The organism is Halocynthiibacter sp. (genome assembly GCF_049608145.1).
Taxonomy (GTDB): Bacteria; Pseudomonadota; Alphaproteobacteria; order Rhodobacterales; family Rhodobacteraceae; genus Halocynthiibacter.
Map to the genome: position 1 here is coordinate 12,343 of NZ_JBMYXF010000021.1, position 16,281 is coordinate 28,623.

Consider the following 16,281-nt stretch of genomic DNA (forward strand, 5'->3'; position numbering starts at 1 on the left):
TATCGAAGGTTAACCAAAGATTGCAGTGGGCAGCCACAGAGCAATCTGGGGAATAAAGGTTGTCAGCATCAGGGTTGGAAGCCAGGCAAAAGCGATCATCAGCAGTGTTGGTTTAATCATCTTATTCACCGGTGTTTCCGTCACCCGCGCCCCAAGATACAAAAGCGGCGCTGTCGGAGGTGTGATGTTCGCCATCCCAAGGTTCACGCCCAGTACCGCTGCGAAATGCACGGGATCCATGCCAACGCTTTGCACAATCGGCAAAAGCAATGGCGCGGACAAAAGCAGACCGGAAATATCATCCATCAACATGCCGATCAGGATCATCACAAGGTTTACCATCAGAAGGATGATGATTGGATTGTCAGACACGGAATAGATCAGATCTTTCGCCATGGCCGGGATGTTTTCAAACACCAGAAACTGACTGACGATCAGCACCATAAAGACCATCATCATAACCACACCAATGGTGGTGCCGGCATAACGCAGGGTTGGGAAAAAGTTTTCTTTTGTCAGCCCTTTGTAGACAAAAAAGCCAATGGGAATGGCATAAACAACGGCCACGCCTGCGGCCTCGGTTGGGGTCATGAAGCCACCATAGATGCCGCCCAGAATGATCACAGGCATCATCAGGGCTGGCATGGCTTTCAGGCCACGCGCCCTGAATTCAACACTGAAATTTCCATCCACGCGCCCGATCTTCAAATCCTTGACCTTGCGCAACATGACAAAATTCACAATGCACAGCATCACGATCAGGATCAGTCCCGGAACAACGGTCGCCAGGAAGCATTTCAAAACCGATTGCTGGGTCGTCCAAGCATACAAGATCTGGGAGGAACTGGGCGGGATCAGCAGGCCAAGCGGGCTTGCGGATACGATCAGGGCAGCGGCCATGCCTTCGGGGTAATTGGCTTTGCGCAGATGTGGCATCATGATGGAACCGATACAGGTCAGCGTCGCCGCAGCGGACCCAGAAATCGCGCCAAAGATACCACTGGCAACCACCGCAGCCGCACTAAGACCGCCACGGATATGCCCCACCATAAGTTCCGCAAGAGACACCAAAGGGGCGGCAATCCGGCCTCGTTCCATAATGGCGCCTGCCAGAATGAACAATGGGATCGCCAGCAACACAAGCGAGCTGACCTTCCAGTGCCCGGTCGGCATAAAGCCCGACACATCATGACCGCCAAAGACGGAAATAAAGATCAAGACACCGCCAAAGGCCAGGGGAACGCTGACACCAATCAGCAACAGCACGCAGATAAGAATGAGGCTTCCGAGAATAATCACATCAGATCCTTTCGATTGATTGGGGGAAAGGTGGCTTAGCCAGCCTCAGAACGTGTTACGTCACCGGATTTGTCCGTTGGCCCGGTTTTCCACAGCGCCCAAAAATGCAGTGCGCTGTAAAAAGCCATCATGACAAAGCCAACAAAGATCGCGATACGGGGCACAAGGAAGGGAATGCGCAGGGCAATCGTCGTACGCCAGCGCGGGTAACTGTCGATTTCATCGATCAGCATCAGAAGCGCCCAGTAGATCAGGAAGCAGGTCACAAACAGTTCGATAGCACCGATCATCAGCGCCCGGACATGGGCCTTTTTGGGGTCAGTGATGACATAGGACAGAAGATCAGCGGTCACATGTGATCCGTCATGGGTGGCGACGGCGCTGCCGACGAAATACATCCAGAAACAGATGATCAGCAGCCATTCTTCATAGGCAAACAGATCAGCGTTCAACACATAGCGAAAGATAACGACAAAAAAGAAGGTCACAGCCATGATCAGACAGCTGAATACGAGAAGCCAGGTTTTGACAGCAATCATCCTGTCTACAAACCGCGATAGTCCTGGTGTCAGATGGGGATGCAGATCCTGCATGGTGCCGTCCTTCTTTCAGATACATAACAGAAGAAAACAGATGGCCATGGGCCTGGCCACCTGAAGTTGTAATCGATTGATTACATGTCGTTTTGCAGGGCGTCGATCACGTCTTGACCTACAATTTCTGCAATCTGTGGCCAGACATCGCTGCGCACTTTATCCGCAATTGCAGCGCGTTCTTCCGCACTCATTTCCAGAACTTCGTAACCCATTTCAGTCAGCTTCCCGAGATAGGAAGATTCATTGTCGCGGCCCCATGCTGCGTAATCAGAAGCGGCCTTATCAAAAGCCGTCTGAACCACGGTCTGCTGTTCTTCTGTCATCTCGTTCCAGGTGTCGAGCGACGCGTAATAGGTCGTGTTCTCAACAACCGCGTTATACGGAAGGTAAGCTTTGCCCACATTAGAGGTTGCAAAGGCGCTATAGGCCAGCTGAGCGGTACAGCAGATCGCGCCGTCAACCGTGCCGGATTGGATCGCCGGGAAAATTTCGCCCCAGTTCATGGTTGTCGCGTTGAAACCGATGGCTTCGACGGTGGCTTTGATCACCTGTGAGCTCCAGACACGGATGTTCATGTCTTTGTCGCCGGTGCCAGCTGCATCTTCAGGAATGCTATTGGCAACAACGCCAACAAAGCCTTCTGGCGCGTTCGCCAGCAGGTGCAGGTCAAGTGCGGCCAGACGTTCTGCAAAAATCGTGTTGAACGCAGAATCTTTGCGCAGATAGACGTTTTCGGCTTCGTCCCAGTTGCTGACCAAGAAGGGCAGAGAATTGATTTCAAGCACAGGGTCGTTATGGGCATAAACCACAGCATGCACCAGATCGACATTGCCCCGTGCCGCAGCTTCAAACAGTTCTTCGCCGGACCCAAGCTGGCCCGCCGGGAAAACGGTGACTTCGATGCCAACGCCTGCGCCTTCGATATCTGCTTCGATCTGAGACAGCAGTTCATTGCCGTAGTGTTCCACCGGAACAACGCCCGCAAGTTTCAATGTGATCTCATCGGCAAAGGCGGTGCTGGTCAGGCAAAGGCCCATGGCTGTCGCGGTTGCAAAGTTTTTCAGTGTAGTCATCAGGGTTACCCTATGTTTGACGCGCCAGGCGCCGTTCCATTTCGCGGGAAGTAGTCTGCAGGATGCACGCCTTCCTCCCAAAGTCGCGCCTTTACACTGAAACAGTCAGTCGCTTATAAATCAAATTCATAATGATTATGCCGGCATAACCATGGATTATACGAAATGAACCGCACAGATATCGAACATTTCTGTCGAAACCTTGACTGGAACCTTTTGTTTTCATTCATGATAATTGTTGAGGAAGAAGGCGTAACCCGGGCTGCGTCACGTCTGCTGGTGTCGCAACCTGCGGTGACCAATTCCCTAAAACGTCTTGAAACACATCTGGATTGCACCCTTGTGGATCGCAGTGCATCCGAATTCACGCTGACCCCGACCGGGCAAATCGTCTATGAAGAATGTCAGGAAATCTACAGTGCGGTGTCACGGATGGCCGGTGTTTTGCGCACTGTGCGAGACGAAGTCACCGGCCATGTTTCCATCGAAGCGCCGACACATGTGGAAAGCCCGATCTTGGATGCAGCCCTTGTGCGTTTTCACAAGTCCCACCCCAAAGCGACCCTGTCGATCAAAGTTGTAACGTCGGGCGATGTGATCACCTCAGTGAAACGCAAAAACGCATCCTGCGGGCTGGCCCTTGTCACGGAACGCCCGCCCGGCCTGGAATATGAGGTGATCTACCGGGAACGTTTCGCGCTGTATTGCGGATATGGAAGCGACCTATTCGGTCGCGATGACATCACATTGGAGGAAATCTGCCATCAGCCCTATGTGACATTTCCCACGGATGTCGTTGGGGGGGATCTGCATAATTTCACCCTTGCGCGCAAGGAATATGGCATCGATTCCCCGCCTGTCGGCCGATCCTATCATCTGGAAGAGCTGCGCAGGTTTATTGAGATCGGCATCGGCATCGGCCCCCACCCCGTGCATGTCGCACAGCGTTTTGTCGACCAAGGGCGTCTCTGGCAACTGACGGCATTTAATGATCTTCCGGTGTTTGAGCTCTGCCTGGTTACCAATCCGCGCACCCGCCTGAACCACGCGGAAAAGGCGTTTATTCATATCCTGCAGGAGGAAATCCAGAAAGTCCCCCTACCAGATCGAAGCTATTAATACGGGCACTGAAATCATCGGCCAGGCATTCTGAAACACCTGAGCCGATGATTTGTATTTCTGTCTGGATGTTTACACGCTCAGGCAGCAATATTTGATCTCGAGATAATCCTCGATCCCATATTTGGAACCTTCACGTCCCTGCCCGCTTTCTTTCACACCACCAAAGGGCGCGACTTCAGTGGAAATCAGGCCGGTGTTCACACCAACCATGCCATATTCAAGGCCTTCCATCACCTGCCAAGTGCGTTTCAGGTCGTTGCTGTAGAAATAGGATGCAAGACCGAATTCCGTGTCATTCGCCGCCGCCAAAACTTCTTCGGTGGTGGAGAAACGGAAGACCGGTGCAAGCGGGCCGAAGGTTTCTTCTTTCGCGACGGCCATATCGGATGTGACACCGGAAATCAGCGTTGGCTGGAAGAATGTACCGCCCAGATCATGCGCTTCGCCGCCAGTTGCGATGGTTGCACCTTTGGATGTGGCATCTTCGATATGTTCGCGTACCTTTGCCACGGCGGACGGTGTGATCAACGGGCCAATCGCCACGCCATCGTCCGCCCCATTGCCCACGTTCAAGGCGGACACGGCCGCAGATAGTTTTTCGACGAAGGCGTCATACACACCGTCTTGCACATAGATCCGATTGGAACACACACAGGTCTGGCCCGCGTTGCGGAATTTGGAAATCATCGCACCTTCAACAGCGGCATCAAGATCGGCATCGTCAAACACGATGAACGGCGCATTGCCGCCCAGTTCCAGTGACAGTTTCTTCACCTGTGCAGCGCCTTGCTGCATCAAAATTTTACCCACGCGAGTGGACCCGGTGAAGCTGATTTTGCGCATCACGGGGCTTTCGCAGAATGCTTTGCCGACGCCGACACTGTCCGTAGATGGCAGCACCGAAAACACACCGGCTGGCACGCCTGCTTCTTCGGCCAAAACCGCCATGGCAAGGGCAGAAAGCGGGGTTTCACTGGCGGGGCGCACGACCATGGCACAGCCAGCAGCCAATGCAGGCGCGGCTTTGCGGGTGATCATCGCGTTGGGGAAATTCCAGGGTGTAATCGCGCCAACAACACCAATCGGTTGTTTCATCACGATAATACGTTTGTCGCGTTGGTGACCCGGGATCGTGTCCCCGTAAACGCGTTTGGCTTCTTCGGCGAACCATTCAATAAAGCTGGCGCCATACATGATTTCGCCCTTGGCCTCAGCCAGAGGTTTGCCCATCTCAGCGGTCAAAATAGCAGCCAGATCATCGGCGTTCTCAACCATCAACTCAAACCAGCGATGCAAGATCGCAGCGCGTTCCTTACCGGTGCGCGTCGCCCATTCTTTTTGCGCGATTTCAGCAGCATCAATGGCGCCGTTCACATCATCAATCGAACAATCAGAAACATTCGCAAGCACCTGACCCGTCGCAGGGTTTTGCACATCAAAACGGGCATCTTTGGACTGCCAAACACCGTTGATATAGGCGTTTTCAGTCAGAAGGTCTTTGCGGTTCAGGTCTAACATGGGAAGTCTCCGGTTATTAAAAAACGGGCGGGATTGCCCCGCCCGTTCAGTTACGTTGGTTAATTAGGCGTGCAGGTCACGATCATAGGTCGTGCCATCAGGTGCCGTGCCGCCTTTTTCACTGTCGTCAATGATGACTGCAGAGGAATCCTCAATCAAGGATTTGACCACGCCCCAAGCCATCAGAACCACCAGAACCGAGATCGGCAAAGCGGCTGCGATTGCGGCGGTTTGCAGTGCGGATAGACCACCTGCCATCAGCAAAACTGCAGCAACCAGACCCTGTGCACCGCCCCAAATGATCCGGTGGATCTTAGGTGGGTTTGCATTGCCCATAGACAGGATTGTGGTCACAACCAATGTGCCTGAATCGGAACTGGTGATGAACCAAGTTGCCAGCAGGAAGGTCGCCAAGGCAGATACGATCCAGGACAATGTGCCGCTTGAAGCAAGACGTTCGATTGTCCCATACAGCGTGCCACCAAGGTTCCAGTTGTTCACCTGTTCGATCAGACCAGCTGTACCAACACCATCAACCGCGTTCATTTCAAGATACAAAGCGTTGCCACTGAAGATAGAGATCCAGATAAACGCCATTGTGGTTGGAACAAACATCGCACCTAGCATGAATTCACGAATGGTACGGCCTTTTGAGATGCGCGCAACAAACATGCCCACAAACGGTGCCCAAGACAGCCACCAACCCCAATAGAACAGCGTCCAGCCGCCCTGCCATTTCACGTCACCTGCATCTGACGCAGTCCAGAACCCCATGGACCAGAGTGACGTCGCATAGTCGCCCATTGCGTTCAGGAAGAAACCGATCAGCCATTGTGTTGGACCCGCAAACAGGAAGAACAGAACCAGCAGGATGGACAAGATGATGTTCCATTCTGACAGGATCCGAATGCCTTTGCCGATGCCGGAAACCGCAGACATTGTCGCCACGATTGAGATCACAATAACCAAGCCAACTTTCAGGGTCGTGCTTGTGCCTGTGCCGAACAATACGTTCAGGCCTTCGGCCATTTGTGTCACGCCCAAACCAAGGGATGTCGCGATGCCAAAAACGGTGCCGAACACAGCCAGAAGATCAACAGCGTGACCTGCGGGACCATAGATTTTGTCACCAAGGATCGGATACAGCGCGGAACGAAACGTCAGCGGAAGCTTCTTGCGGAATGCAAAGTAACCCAGCGCCAGGCCCGTCATCGTGTAGATCGCCCAACCATGCAGACCCCAGTGGAAGTTCGTGGTGCGCACCGCATCCACAGCACGTTCCATGTTCATTTCCGTATGACCGGCAGCATCTGCAAACGGGTTGTTCGGATAGCCCCAAGCAGCGGAATTATCGAAATAAAACAGCGGCTCAGCGATGCCAAAGAACAGAATACCGATGGAAACACCGGCTGAGAACAACATCGCAAACCATGAGAAGTTTGAGAATTCTGGACGTGAATCATCATCGCCCAACCGGATGGAGCCAAAGCGGCTGAACATCAGGAACAGGCAGACAAAGAACAGGATCACGACGGAACTGATGTAATACCAGCTCAGTGCGCCTTCGACCCATGAACGGATCCCGCCATAGACCTTACCCGCATATTCTACGTTAAGAATTGTGAACAACACAAAGGCTGCAATCATTGCTTTTGATGCAATGCTCATCCCGTTGTGTAGCCCCTTGAATACCCCGGTATTAGAGACCAGATGATCCCCCCCTGAGGGTTTATTTTCCTGTGTCATGACGCGTTTCCTCCCATCATTAAGTTCAGGACTTCCGAAAGGTGTCGCGAAACGACACCCGGCGATTACGTTGAAACTGGTGAAATTACTCAGCGCATAACGAATGGATCCGGGATCGGATCATCGCTGGTGCGCAGCCAGACGGTTTTGATTTTGGTGTAATCCAACACCGCCTGCAGACCGCCTTCACGCCCATGCCCAGACAGGCCATGCCCGCCAAAAGGCGCAATCGGACTGACGGCGCGGTAGGTATTCACCCAGACAATACCGGACCGGATGCGCCGGATCATGCGATGGGCACGGGTCAGACTTTGGGTGAACACACCAGAGGCCAGACCAAATTCAGTGTCATTGGCTAGACGCACGGCCTCTGCTTCGTCCTCGAAGGTGACGACTGACAAAACGGGTCCGAAAAATTCATTGCTCAGGCTTGGGGCACCGGGGGCGTCCGAGCAATCCAGAATGGTCGGAGGGAAATAGAAACCATCCCGATCAATCGCCTTGCCCCCGGTGATCAGCTTTGCGCCGGCGCCAATGGACCGCGCAATCAGATCTTCTGCATTTTCACGCTGGCGCAGCGTACAGAGCGGGCCAACCTCAGTCGCCATATCATCCGGCAGACCAATCACCACCGCTTCGGCTTTTTCTTTCAGGCGCGTAAGGAATTTATCCTTGATCGACGCCTGAACCAACAGACGCGACCCGGCCACACAGCTTTGTCCGGTCGCAGCAAAGATACCGGACACCTGGGCATTCACAGCACTTTCAATATCTGCATCGTCAAAGACGATAAACGGGGATTTCCCACCAAGTTCCAGAGACGTAGAGGCCAGGTTCTCAGCGGAATTGCGCACAATGTGACGGGCAGTTTCCGGCCCGCCGGTGAAGGCAACATGATCGACTTTCTGGTGACTTGTCAGCGCGGCACCTGCGTCCGGCCCGCCCGTGATCACGTTCAGAACCCCCTTCGGGAACCCTGCTTGATCAAAGATCTTTGCGAATTCCAGCATAGGTGCCGGCGCTTCTTCAGATGCTTTCAGAACCACGGTGCACCCGGCTGCCAGCGCCGGACCGATTTTCACGGCGGACAGGAACAGCTGTGAATTCCAGGGTACAATTGCCGCGATAACGCCGACAGGTTCCCGGCGCAGCCAGACTTCCATGTCGGGTTTATCAATCGGCAGATGTGCCCCTTCGATCTTATCTGCAAGCCCAGCAAAATAACGGAAATATTCCGCAACATATGCAATCTGCGCGCTGGTTTCGCGAATGATCTTGCCCGTGTCACGGGTTTCAATTTCAGCAAGACGTGGTGCATTTTCTGCGACCAAATCCGCCAGGCGCGACAGAAGTTTCCCCCGCGCCGTGGCTGTCATATCTGCCCATTCCGGGGCAAAAAACGCATCTTCCGCAGCCGAAACCGCAGCGTTTACATCCGCAACAGATGCTTCCGCCATCTTCGCCCAAGCCTGGCCGGTGGCCGGATCCAAGCTTTCAAACTGTGCAGAACCATCCGAGAAGGCTCCGCCGATATATTGCTGAAAAATCTGCATTTTTTACCTCCGTCAGGCCTTATTGAAAGGCTGGCATTACGTCTTTGATGAAGCGCTCTAAGGATGCCTTCTTACGCTCAAACGGCATCGAACTGTCGATCCAGAAGGAATATTCATCATAGCCCAGGGCTTCGTATTTCTTCAGACGTTCAATCACCGTTTCGGGTGTGCCGATCACCAGGTCACGTTCCATCGCTTCGGGCGTATAGAACGGATGCGCGGCGATATCTTCGTCACTCAGCGGTTCAATCAGACCCTGAGTGATCTCACGTTTGTTCATGAACCAAGCGCCGAAATAGCAATAGAAACGGTTCAATTCAGACGCGCCCAGTTTCGCATCTTCATCACTGTCCGCCACATAAGTATGTTGCAGCAGCATGATTTTTGGACGTGGCTGATCAGAAAATTTCTCGCAGGCATCGTTAAATTTGCCCATCAGGCTTTCGATCTCGCCATCGCCATTCCACAGCGGGGTGACCTGCACGTTGCAGCCATTTGAAACCGCATATTCATGGCTGTTTGGATCACGGGCAGCAATCCAGATGGGCGGGCCGTCTTGTTGGATCGGCTGCGGCGCGGATGTGGTTTTGGGGAACTGATGGAATTCGCCATCATGTTCGTAATCACCCTTCCAAAGCCCCTGCACAGCTGGCACCAATTCGCGCATGCGCTGGCCGGCTTCCCAGGCATCCATTCCTGGCATAAGGCGTTCATACTCAAAGGAATATGCACCACGTGCGATGCCCAATTCAAGGCGACCTTCGGTGATAATATCGGTCATTGCCGCTTCGCCCGCTAGGCGGATCGGATGCCAGAACGGCGCGATTACTGTACCCGTCCCAAGACGCACGTTTTTCGTGTGACGCGCGATATCGACAAGGTTCAACATCGGGTTTGGCGCGATGGTAAAGTTCATACCGTGGTGTTCGCCGGTCCAAACCGCATGCATGCCACCTTCGTCCGCGATCTTACACAGCTCGATGAATTCATCATACAGCTGTTTCTGGTCCTGATCGGGCGAAATCCGTTCCATATGTGCGAAAAGCGAGAATTTCATTTTCTTTAGCTCCGTGATGTCAGCGGGCGCACTTCGCCACTGACCTGGTTTCCGTAGTATACCCCGAAATTGCCCATCTGGCTTTCCTGCGCGAACCGTTCAAGCATCGTGCAAACCACCGGGTCTGCGATATCCATCAACGTTGTTTCGGAAAGTTCAGTGAACATGCCCTGGCTGGCAGCATCGCCGCTGGCCTGACATAAGAACGAGATATGTTGCGTTTCGCGCGCTTCATCTTCGTAAACGGAATAGATAAATCCAGGTTCCGCCGTGACGCCTGCTGCGGCGATCAGACGTTTCAGGGTCTCGGTCGCCCCTTCTTTCCCGACTTTCATCTCAGGCAGGGTCAGTTTGCCGGCGTCATTGCCTGACAACAGAACCTTGCCTTCATATTCGATCAGTGCGGACACCACGAGGTTTGCACTGTTGCTTAGGGCTTCGGCCTCTGCTGCGGGGGTGACATAGGCGCCACGTGCATAGCCAAGACCGGGGTGGGTGTTGTTCTCAAACGCTTTGACTTCGCCGATCAGGATCAGGTGATCCCCGGCTTCCACGCGGTTAAACATAGTACAGTCAAACCAAGCGGACACCCCTTCAAACACAGGCGATCCCTGTGGGCCGTTTTTCCATTCTACCGCTGCAAAGCGATCATCCACCGGACGGGCAAAGGTGTTTGACACCTCTTTTTGATCCTCAGCCAAGATGTTCACCGCAAAACCGGTTGCGTCATTAAATGCGTCATAATTGCGGGAAGAATTCGCAAGGCAGACCAACACCAGCGGCGGATCAAGCGACACGGATGTAAAGGAATTCGCGGTGAACCCCAGAGGGTTGCCATCCTGATCATGGGTTGTCACAACAGTCACACCCGTCATGAAGGCCCCAAAGGCATTGCGCAGGGCGCGTGGATCGATCTCAGTCATTTTGTCCTCCGCTTACAGGGGTGTTCAGCCAATTTTTTAGTATCTCGTTCACCTGATCAGGCGCGGTCAGGTTAACCATATGACGGTGATCTTTAATGATGACCGCGCGCCCCTTTTGGGCAGCTTGCGCCATGGCATCGGACATCGCAGGGCTGGAATTCAGATCCCCATCTCCCGTCATCGCTAAAAGCGGACAAGTGATGTCTCCAAAGCGATCCGCATAAGTCGCATCACCGCGCGCAAATGCGCCATATGCCGTGGCATATCCATCGGGGTTCACGCGCGACAGCCAGCCAGACACCAACGTACAGGCGGCTTTGTCGGTATCACTGTCGCCAAACCAACGTGTCAAAGGTGTTTCCAGATCAAAACTGCCTTTGCTGATCTCATCGGCACGGGCAACAACCGCCGCACGGGCCGCGTCAGAACGGCGATAAACACCGTTCAGAAGTGCAACACGCGCCACCATATTCGGATGTGAAATTGCATACCCACCAGACACAAGCGCCCCCATGGAATGACCCGCAAGGTTCACAGGGCCGATATTCAACCCCGTCAGAACCGCATGCAGCCAAGCCACGAATTCCGGCAATTGCGCACCTGTTGGCAAGGCATCGCTGCCGCCATGGCCAGGCATATCAATGGCAAACACACGATGGGTCTGCGATAGGAATTCGACCTGCGGCCCCCAAGCCGCGGATCGCATGCCAACCCCGTGGATTAAAACCACAGGGTCGCCTTCGCCCGCCGTGTGAACAGCAACATTGCCGTATGGCTTAGACAGCTGCAGGGTTGTCAACGTCATGACCCAGTTCCTTCAGATCCTGATAACGGTCACCAATCCGGTGATGTGGACGGCCACCGATGGATGCGCCCAGTGCGATCACGATCTCATCCGGTGCAGGTGCATCGGCGATTTGTGTCTGGATGGTCAGGTAATGGCTGCGCTTACCGCCATCATTCTTATCCATCAGCGGGATCTGCAATGATGCATTCGCAGGACCACGGGTGTTGGTGAAAGACAGGTAAGATTTCGCGCCAACCGCGTTGCGATAGAAATTCCCGAACTGCAGGGTGTGGATCAGGGCAGAGCCGTGCTCGACTTCGCCATTCACGCCAACAATCGCGGATTTGCCGTAGCCTTCGACTTTGTCACCACCACCGGCAGCATCCAGGATCATGTCTGTCAACAGAGACCCAAGGCCCGGAGCACAATCCAAGATGCCCGGCTTCAGGTCTTCGACAAAGCCCTTCCCTGCCCATGGATTCGTGATCACAGCAATCGCAGCGATCATCTTCAATGGGGTTTCTGCAACCTTACCACCTTCAATCAGGGTGTTTTCAACATGAAGCAGGGTTTTGCGGATTTCAGCGGGCATAGCGGCACCTTACAGTTTCGATTCGTTAAGTGTCTTATGGTATACCATATGACCATATGTCAATCCCGCCTTGCTCCTAGCGCATAGCACTGCTATCCCCGCATCATGGACAAAACAGTACTTTCAAAGATCAAACATCCACCTGCCACCCTGCGTGACATGGTTCAGGAACGTATGCGCGAAGCCATAATTGAAGGGCATTTCAAGCCCGGAGACCGTCTGGTGGAACGCCCTTTGTGCGAACAGCTTGGCGTCAGCCGTACAGTCATTCGCGAAACCATCCGCTATCTTGAGGCCGAAGGTCTGGTGGAAATCCTGCCTGGGCGCGGCCCAATTGTTGCATTGATGAACTGGGAAGACGCGCGCCAAATTTACGAAATCCGCCGCATGCTTGAAACCGCCGCCGCCCGCACCTGTGCAACACAGATCACACCCGAGCGCGCGCAATCCCTTCAGGCCGCCCTGACCCATCTAAAACAGGGGTTCTCCGATAAAACCCCCGGTGCCTTGTTCCGTGCAACCGCTGATTTTTATTCCGAGATCTTTGAAGGTGCCGGTCATCACGTGGCCTGGGACATCGTGCAACGTCTGAATGGCCGCATCAGCCGCCTTCGCATGCTGACCCTTGCCACATCGGATCGCGCAAAACCCGGCCCATCGCATATGCAAGCGATTTGCGATGCCATAACCTCGGGCGATGCAGATGCAGCCCAGGCCGCCGTGCACGCCCATCTGAACGATACCGCCACGATCGCAGAACGCGTGTTGGCCGAAGAAGAAAGCACCTGACATGCCCAAAGCCTATTGGATCGCCAATGTCACCGTCACCGACCCGGACGCCTATAAAGGCTACCAAGCCATTGCGCCTGCAGCCTTTGCCGAATTCGGCGCATGTTTTCTTGCTCGTGGCGATGCGGAAACCTTGGAGGGCACCCGCTGGGAACGGCGTGTGATCATTGAATTCCCCAGCATGGACGCCGCCCGCGCCTGCTACGCCTCCGACATGTATCGCAAAGCCCGTGCCGCGCGCGCCGATGCATGCACTGCAGATATCGCGCTAATCGAAGCGCTGGATTGAAAGGACACGCCATGACCGATAAATTTGAAACCGGCCTTGCCAAACGCAAAGCGACCCTGGGCGCGGAATACGTCGAGAAGAACCTTGCCGCAGCAGATGAATTCAACCGCCCGTTTCAGGAAGCCATGACCGAATGGTGTTGGGGCTTTGGCTGGGGCGATGAGGCGATTGATGTCAAAACACGTTCCTTGATGAACCTGTCGATGATCGGCGCACTTGGCAAAATGCACGAATGGGAACTGCACCTGAATGGGGCGATCACCAATGGTTGCACCATGGAAGAGATCCGCGCCGCCATCCACGTGATCGCAATCTACTGTGGCGTGCCACAGGGTGTTGAGTGTTTCCGCATTGCCCGCAAAGTCCTGGAAGAACGAGGGCTCATACCAACCTCAGAGTAAGCGAGTAATTTACGCTATATGAAGTGCCCTTAGACTCAGGAGCCATTAAGTCACTAGAAGCCGTAGGATCTGTGTGTTTCAAACTCCCAAATTGAGGGGTTTTTATTGGCAATCTTTACTGGCTGCTCGGGGACCATGGCTGTGATGCGAATTGGTTCCGTGAAGCCATAGTAGATATAGGCAGAACGCCTTGTATCCCTAGCCGGGAGACACCCGAGAAAACCATCAAGTACGATAAGCGTCGCTACAAAAGACCGAATGGGATTGAGATCATGTTTGGCCGTCTGGAATATTGGCGGCGCGTGGCCACTCGTTACGACTGATGCCCTAGGGTATTCCTCTCCGCCGGCGCGCGCGCCGCAACCGTCATATTCTGGTTTTGTATCCTGAGCCTAGATGAACTGGTTTTGAAGTGCGATCAAAGCTGCGTGGTGACGGTTTCGCGCGTGGACCTTGCGGGTTGAGTTGTTCAAATGGAAATTCACCGCAGAAACCGAGATGAACATCTTGTCTGAGACCTCTTCGCTTGTCAGTCCTTGTGCCACCCAAATTAAAGCTTCTCGCTCTCGAAGGGAAAGGGGGTTCTCCTGCTCCGTGGTTTCATAAGGTTGGGACAGAAGATCCATAATTTGATGCGATGCAAGCAACAGCTTGGTGCCGTTTTCGCGAAAGACGGTTTTGAGTGTGTCCTCGTCGTTGGCCGTGAATGTCACCAGCCCCACCGTTCCATCGCGTTCGCGTATTGGAAATGAACATCCCACCCTGACGTCAAATTCGCGCGCTTCCATAAAGAAATGGTGTTCACGTTTGGTCAGGCGTTTCAGAAATTCGCCGTCACCCCAAAAAAAGGGACGCCGTTCAAGTTTGGATTTTTGAATGAGAGGGTCGATCGTGTCATAACGTTTCTGATGGTAACGCTCTTCCCACTCGGGATCATATGTTGTTTCCAACTCAAAACCTGGGTTCACCGGCGCGTTCACCCCTTGGGATGTGATAGCAAAACTGAAATCGCTCAACCCCAGCCCGTCCAAAAAGGCACGAATCTCTTCTTGGGCCGCTTGGGCGTCAACACCAAGCAACTCGGGTGTGAAGTCGATATCTCCGATTTTTTTCATACTTTAGGGCATAGCACATCAGTTTGTTTTTTGCGTGGTAATCTTTTCAGATATGCAGAACTAGTAGATCTACCAGTTGCTGCAAGCCTCTTCCCGCCGAATACTCAACAGGTAATTTTCGGGAGGAAAAAATGCATAAACCACTTAGTCTACGGATGTTCATGTCGGCGTCAGCGCTTGCGCTTTGCGCAGGGGTGGCAAGTGCTGATGTTGTCAAAATCGGTGTCCTCGCCCCCTTGAGCGGTGCCACAGCTTCGGATGGGGAGGAGTTCATCCGCGGCGTTCAATGGGCCGTTGAGGAAGCCAATGCAAATGGCGGCGTCGCAGGTCATACCTTTGAAATCGAAGTGGCCGACGTAAAGGATCATTCCGCAGCAAATGTTTCCAGCGCGGTTGAACGCCTGCTAGGAACAGATGGAGTTGAGGTCATCCTGACCGGGTACGCTAGCCTGTCCATGTTTGAGGTCGATCTGATGGCCGAAGAAAACATGCCGTACATCGCAGCCGGACCAAGCCCAGGATTTGAGGCCATCGTCAGCCAAGACCCTGAGTATTACAATTGTTGCTGGTCCTACACTGCATCGTTCAAAGGCTACGAAACCGATGTCCGCCCCATGGTGGAAGCGATCGGCGAAAGCGGTACGTTCATCATCGATGACAAAACTGTTGCGATTATCAGTTCGGACAACCCCTATTCCCGGACCATCTCTGAGGGCATGAAAACTGATTTCTCTGAAGGTGGCTGGAACGTTGTTGTCGATGAATTGGTTCCCTTCGGTGAAGTGAGCGATTGGAAAGTGATCCTGGCGAAGGTTGCAGAAGCCAACCCAGATTTGATCGTCAACACAGACTATATCCCAGGCAACTCAGCGCTGTTTCTTAAGCAGTTTCTTGAGAACCCGACCGATAGCCTGATGTTTTTGCAATATGCCCCATCAGTTCCAGAATTTATTAACCTCACCGGCGAGCAATCTACCGGCGTGCTTTATAATCTGATCAATGGTCCGCTCGACTCGCCTAAATGGCCCCGCGCGCAGGACTTGTTGGCGGCCTATGAGGATAAGTTCGACCTTGAATCCGGTGCCTATGGTGTTGGTCTTTATGAGATGACCAACATGTATTTTGCAGCCCTGGAACAAGTGGGTGATCCAACAGATCATGACGCCATTGGCACAGCTATTGGTGAAACCCAGGTCGAAACGGTTGCTGGCAATATCGAATTCAATCCCGAAACCCACGTTGCCTTGCAAAGCAACGATCATATTCCAGTCAGCTTTTGGCAGATCTGGGAAGGGGAACGTGTTCTGGTTGGCCCTGAGCAATACACGAATGGTGACTTCCGCCTGCCACCTTGGGTGACAGCCGAGCAATGAAGTCTCCCTAGCTACAAACCCCCTTTGTAGCGCAAAGCGTTCACCACC

At 53.5% G+C, this 16,281-nt stretch carries 16 protein-coding genes and 1 pseudogene; 6 read left to right on the plus strand and 11 right to left on the minus strand.

Annotated features, from left to right (window positions below; genetic code table 11):
- Positions 1-9: 9 nt before the first annotated feature.
- The 3 genes from ACPGUT_RS08365 to dctP all read right to left on the minus strand — a co-directional run bounded on the left by ACPGUT_RS08365 (position 10) and on the right by dctP (position 2,968).
- Positions 10-1,299, minus strand: a complete 1,290-nt coding sequence (locus ACPGUT_RS08365) for a TRAP transporter large permease (protein ID WP_423990295.1) — start codon at positions 1,297-1,299, stop codon at positions 10-12.
- A gap of 35 nt (positions 1,300-1,334) precedes the next feature.
- Entirely contained in the window at positions 1,335-1,892 is a 558-nt protein-coding gene (locus ACPGUT_RS08370) for a TRAP transporter small permease (protein WP_423990297.1), read from the minus strand.
- An 80-nt stretch (positions 1,893-1,972) separates the two neighbouring features.
- Positions 1,973-2,968 (minus strand): TRAP transporter substrate-binding protein DctP, encoded by a 996-nt coding sequence (gene dctP / locus ACPGUT_RS08375; RefSeq protein ID WP_423990299.1) that lies wholly within the window; start codon positions 2,966-2,968, stop codon positions 1,973-1,975.
- Positions 2,969-3,133: 165 nt separating this feature from the next.
- Between dctP and ACPGUT_RS08380 the strand changes: the two genes are divergently transcribed.
- Positions 3,134-4,087, plus strand: a complete 954-nt coding sequence (locus tag ACPGUT_RS08380; protein WP_423990301.1) for a LysR family transcriptional regulator — start codon at positions 3,134-3,136, stop codon at positions 4,085-4,087.
- Between the two features lie 72 nt (positions 4,088-4,159).
- Here ACPGUT_RS08380 and ACPGUT_RS08385 read toward each other — a convergent pair whose 3' ends face one another.
- The 7 genes from ACPGUT_RS08385 to ACPGUT_RS08415 form a co-directional block, all read right to left on the minus strand.
- Positions 4,160-5,608: an NAD-dependent succinate-semialdehyde dehydrogenase gene (locus tag ACPGUT_RS08385; RefSeq protein WP_423990303.1), complete on the minus strand. Its 1,449-nt coding sequence runs from the start codon at positions 5,606-5,608 to the stop codon at positions 4,160-4,162.
- A gap of 63 nt (positions 5,609-5,671) precedes the next feature.
- Positions 5,672-7,354 carry a BCCT family transporter gene (locus ACPGUT_RS08390; RefSeq protein WP_423990305.1) on the minus strand — a complete coding sequence of 561 codons (1,683 nt, stop codon included), beginning with the start codon at positions 7,352-7,354 and terminating at the stop codon, positions 5,672-5,674.
- Between the two features lie 89 nt (positions 7,355-7,443).
- On the minus strand, positions 7,444-8,907 hold the full coding sequence (locus ACPGUT_RS08395; RefSeq protein WP_423990307.1) for an aldehyde dehydrogenase: 1,464 nt from the start codon (positions 8,905-8,907) through the stop codon (positions 7,444-7,446).
- A gap of 19 nt (positions 8,908-8,926) precedes the next feature.
- Positions 8,927-9,964, minus strand: coding sequence for an LLM class flavin-dependent oxidoreductase (locus tag ACPGUT_RS08400; RefSeq protein ID WP_423990309.1), 1,038 nt, complete (start codon positions 9,962-9,964; stop codon positions 8,927-8,929).
- Between the two features lie 5 nt (positions 9,965-9,969).
- On the minus strand, positions 9,970-10,887 hold the full coding sequence (locus ACPGUT_RS08405) for a flavin reductase (RefSeq protein ID WP_423990311.1): 918 nt from the start codon (positions 10,885-10,887) through the stop codon (positions 9,970-9,972).
- The gene (locus tag ACPGUT_RS08410; protein WP_423990313.1) at positions 10,880-11,692 is read right to left on the minus strand and encodes an alpha/beta fold hydrolase; all 813 of its coding nucleotides are present in this window, start codon (positions 11,690-11,692) and stop codon (positions 10,880-10,882) included. Before ACPGUT_RS08410 ends, ACPGUT_RS08405 begins: the two co-directional genes overlap by 8 nt.
- Positions 11,664-12,266 carry an amino acid synthesis family protein gene (locus ACPGUT_RS08415; protein ID WP_423990315.1) on the minus strand — a complete coding sequence of 201 codons (603 nt, stop codon included), beginning with the start codon at positions 12,264-12,266 and terminating at the stop codon, positions 11,664-11,666. The genes ACPGUT_RS08410 and ACPGUT_RS08415 overlap by 29 nt, the downstream gene beginning before the upstream one ends.
- 105 nt (positions 12,267-12,371) lie before the next feature.
- On the opposite strand from ACPGUT_RS08415, the gene ACPGUT_RS08420 reads away from it, so the two are divergent.
- The 4 genes and pseudogenes from ACPGUT_RS08420 to ACPGUT_RS08435 form a co-directional block, all read left to right on the plus strand.
- Positions 12,372-13,055 (plus strand): GntR family transcriptional regulator, encoded by a 684-nt coding sequence (locus ACPGUT_RS08420; RefSeq protein WP_423990317.1) that lies wholly within the window; start codon positions 12,372-12,374, stop codon positions 13,053-13,055.
- A gap of 1 nt (position 13,056) precedes the next feature.
- A complete protein-coding gene (locus tag ACPGUT_RS08425) occupies positions 13,057-13,344 on the plus strand; it encodes a DUF1330 domain-containing protein (protein WP_423990319.1) in 288 nt (95 codons plus the stop codon).
- A gap of 11 nt (positions 13,345-13,355) precedes the next feature.
- A complete protein-coding gene (locus tag ACPGUT_RS08430; protein ID WP_423990321.1) occupies positions 13,356-13,745 on the plus strand; it encodes a carboxymuconolactone decarboxylase family protein in 390 nt (129 codons plus the stop codon).
- Positions 13,746-13,864: 119 nt separating this feature from the next.
- Positions 13,865-14,068 (plus strand): annotated as a pseudogene (locus ACPGUT_RS08435) (IS5/IS1182 family transposase); the annotation flags it as partial.
- A 69-nt stretch (positions 14,069-14,137) separates the two neighbouring features.
- Here the strand turns inward: ACPGUT_RS08435 and ACPGUT_RS08440 are convergent.
- Entirely contained in the window at positions 14,138-14,860 is a 723-nt protein-coding gene (locus tag ACPGUT_RS08440) for a helix-turn-helix transcriptional regulator (protein WP_423990322.1), read from the minus strand.
- Positions 14,861-14,991: 131 nt separating this feature from the next.
- On the opposite strand from ACPGUT_RS08440, the gene ACPGUT_RS08445 reads away from it, so the two are divergent.
- On the plus strand, positions 14,992-16,233 hold the full coding sequence (locus ACPGUT_RS08445; RefSeq protein WP_423990324.1) for an ABC transporter substrate-binding protein: 1,242 nt from the start codon (positions 14,992-14,994) through the stop codon (positions 16,231-16,233).
- Positions 16,234-16,281 lie beyond the last annotated feature (48 nt).

Excerpts from the sequence above, each read along its gene's own strand:
- dctP (WP_423990299.1), bottom strand. The coding sequence starts at position 2,968 with ATGACTACACTGAAAAACTTTGCAACCGCGACAGCCATGGGCCTTTGC.
- ACPGUT_RS08395 (WP_423990307.1), bottom strand. The coding sequence starts at position 8,907 with ATGCAGATTTTTCAGCAATATATCGGCGGAGCCTTCTCGGATGGTTCT.
- ACPGUT_RS08425 (WP_423990319.1), top strand. The coding sequence starts at position 13,057 with ATGCCCAAAGCCTATTGGATCGCCAATGTCACCGTCACCGACCCGGAC.
- ACPGUT_RS08380 (WP_423990301.1), top strand. The coding sequence starts at position 3,134 with ATGAACCGCACAGATATCGAACATTTCTGTCGAAACCTTGACTGGAAC.
- ACPGUT_RS08410 (WP_423990313.1), bottom strand. The coding sequence starts at position 11,692 with ATGACGTTGACAACCCTGCAGCTGTCTAAGCCATACGGCAATGTTGCT.
- ACPGUT_RS08420 (WP_423990317.1), top strand. The coding sequence starts at position 12,372 with ATGGACAAAACAGTACTTTCAAAGATCAAACATCCACCTGCCACCCTG.
- ACPGUT_RS08400 (WP_423990309.1), bottom strand. The coding sequence starts at position 9,964 with ATGAAATTCTCGCTTTTCGCACATATGGAACGGATTTCGCCCGATCAG.
- ACPGUT_RS08445 (WP_423990324.1), top strand. The coding sequence starts at position 14,992 with ATGCATAAACCACTTAGTCTACGGATGTTCATGTCGGCGTCAGCGCTT.
- ACPGUT_RS08430 (WP_423990321.1), top strand. The coding sequence starts at position 13,356 with ATGACCGATAAATTTGAAACCGGCCTTGCCAAACGCAAAGCGACCCTG.
- ACPGUT_RS08390 (WP_423990305.1), bottom strand. The coding sequence starts at position 7,354 with ATGACACAGGAAAATAAACCCTCAGGGGGGGATCATCTGGTCTCTAAT.
- ACPGUT_RS08440 (WP_423990322.1), bottom strand. The coding sequence starts at position 14,860 with ATGAAAAAAATCGGAGATATCGACTTCACACCCGAGTTGCTTGGTGTT.
- ACPGUT_RS08405 (WP_423990311.1), bottom strand. The coding sequence starts at position 10,887 with ATGACTGAGATCGATCCACGCGCCCTGCGCAATGCCTTTGGGGCCTTC.
- ACPGUT_RS08370 (WP_423990297.1), bottom strand. The coding sequence starts at position 1,892 with ATGCAGGATCTGCATCCCCATCTGACACCAGGACTATCGCGGTTTGTA.
- ACPGUT_RS08385 (WP_423990303.1), bottom strand. The coding sequence starts at position 5,608 with ATGTTAGACCTGAACCGCAAAGACCTTCTGACTGAAAACGCCTATATC.
- ACPGUT_RS08415 (WP_423990315.1), bottom strand. The coding sequence starts at position 12,266 with ATGCCCGCTGAAATCCGCAAAACCCTGCTTCATGTTGAAAACACCCTG.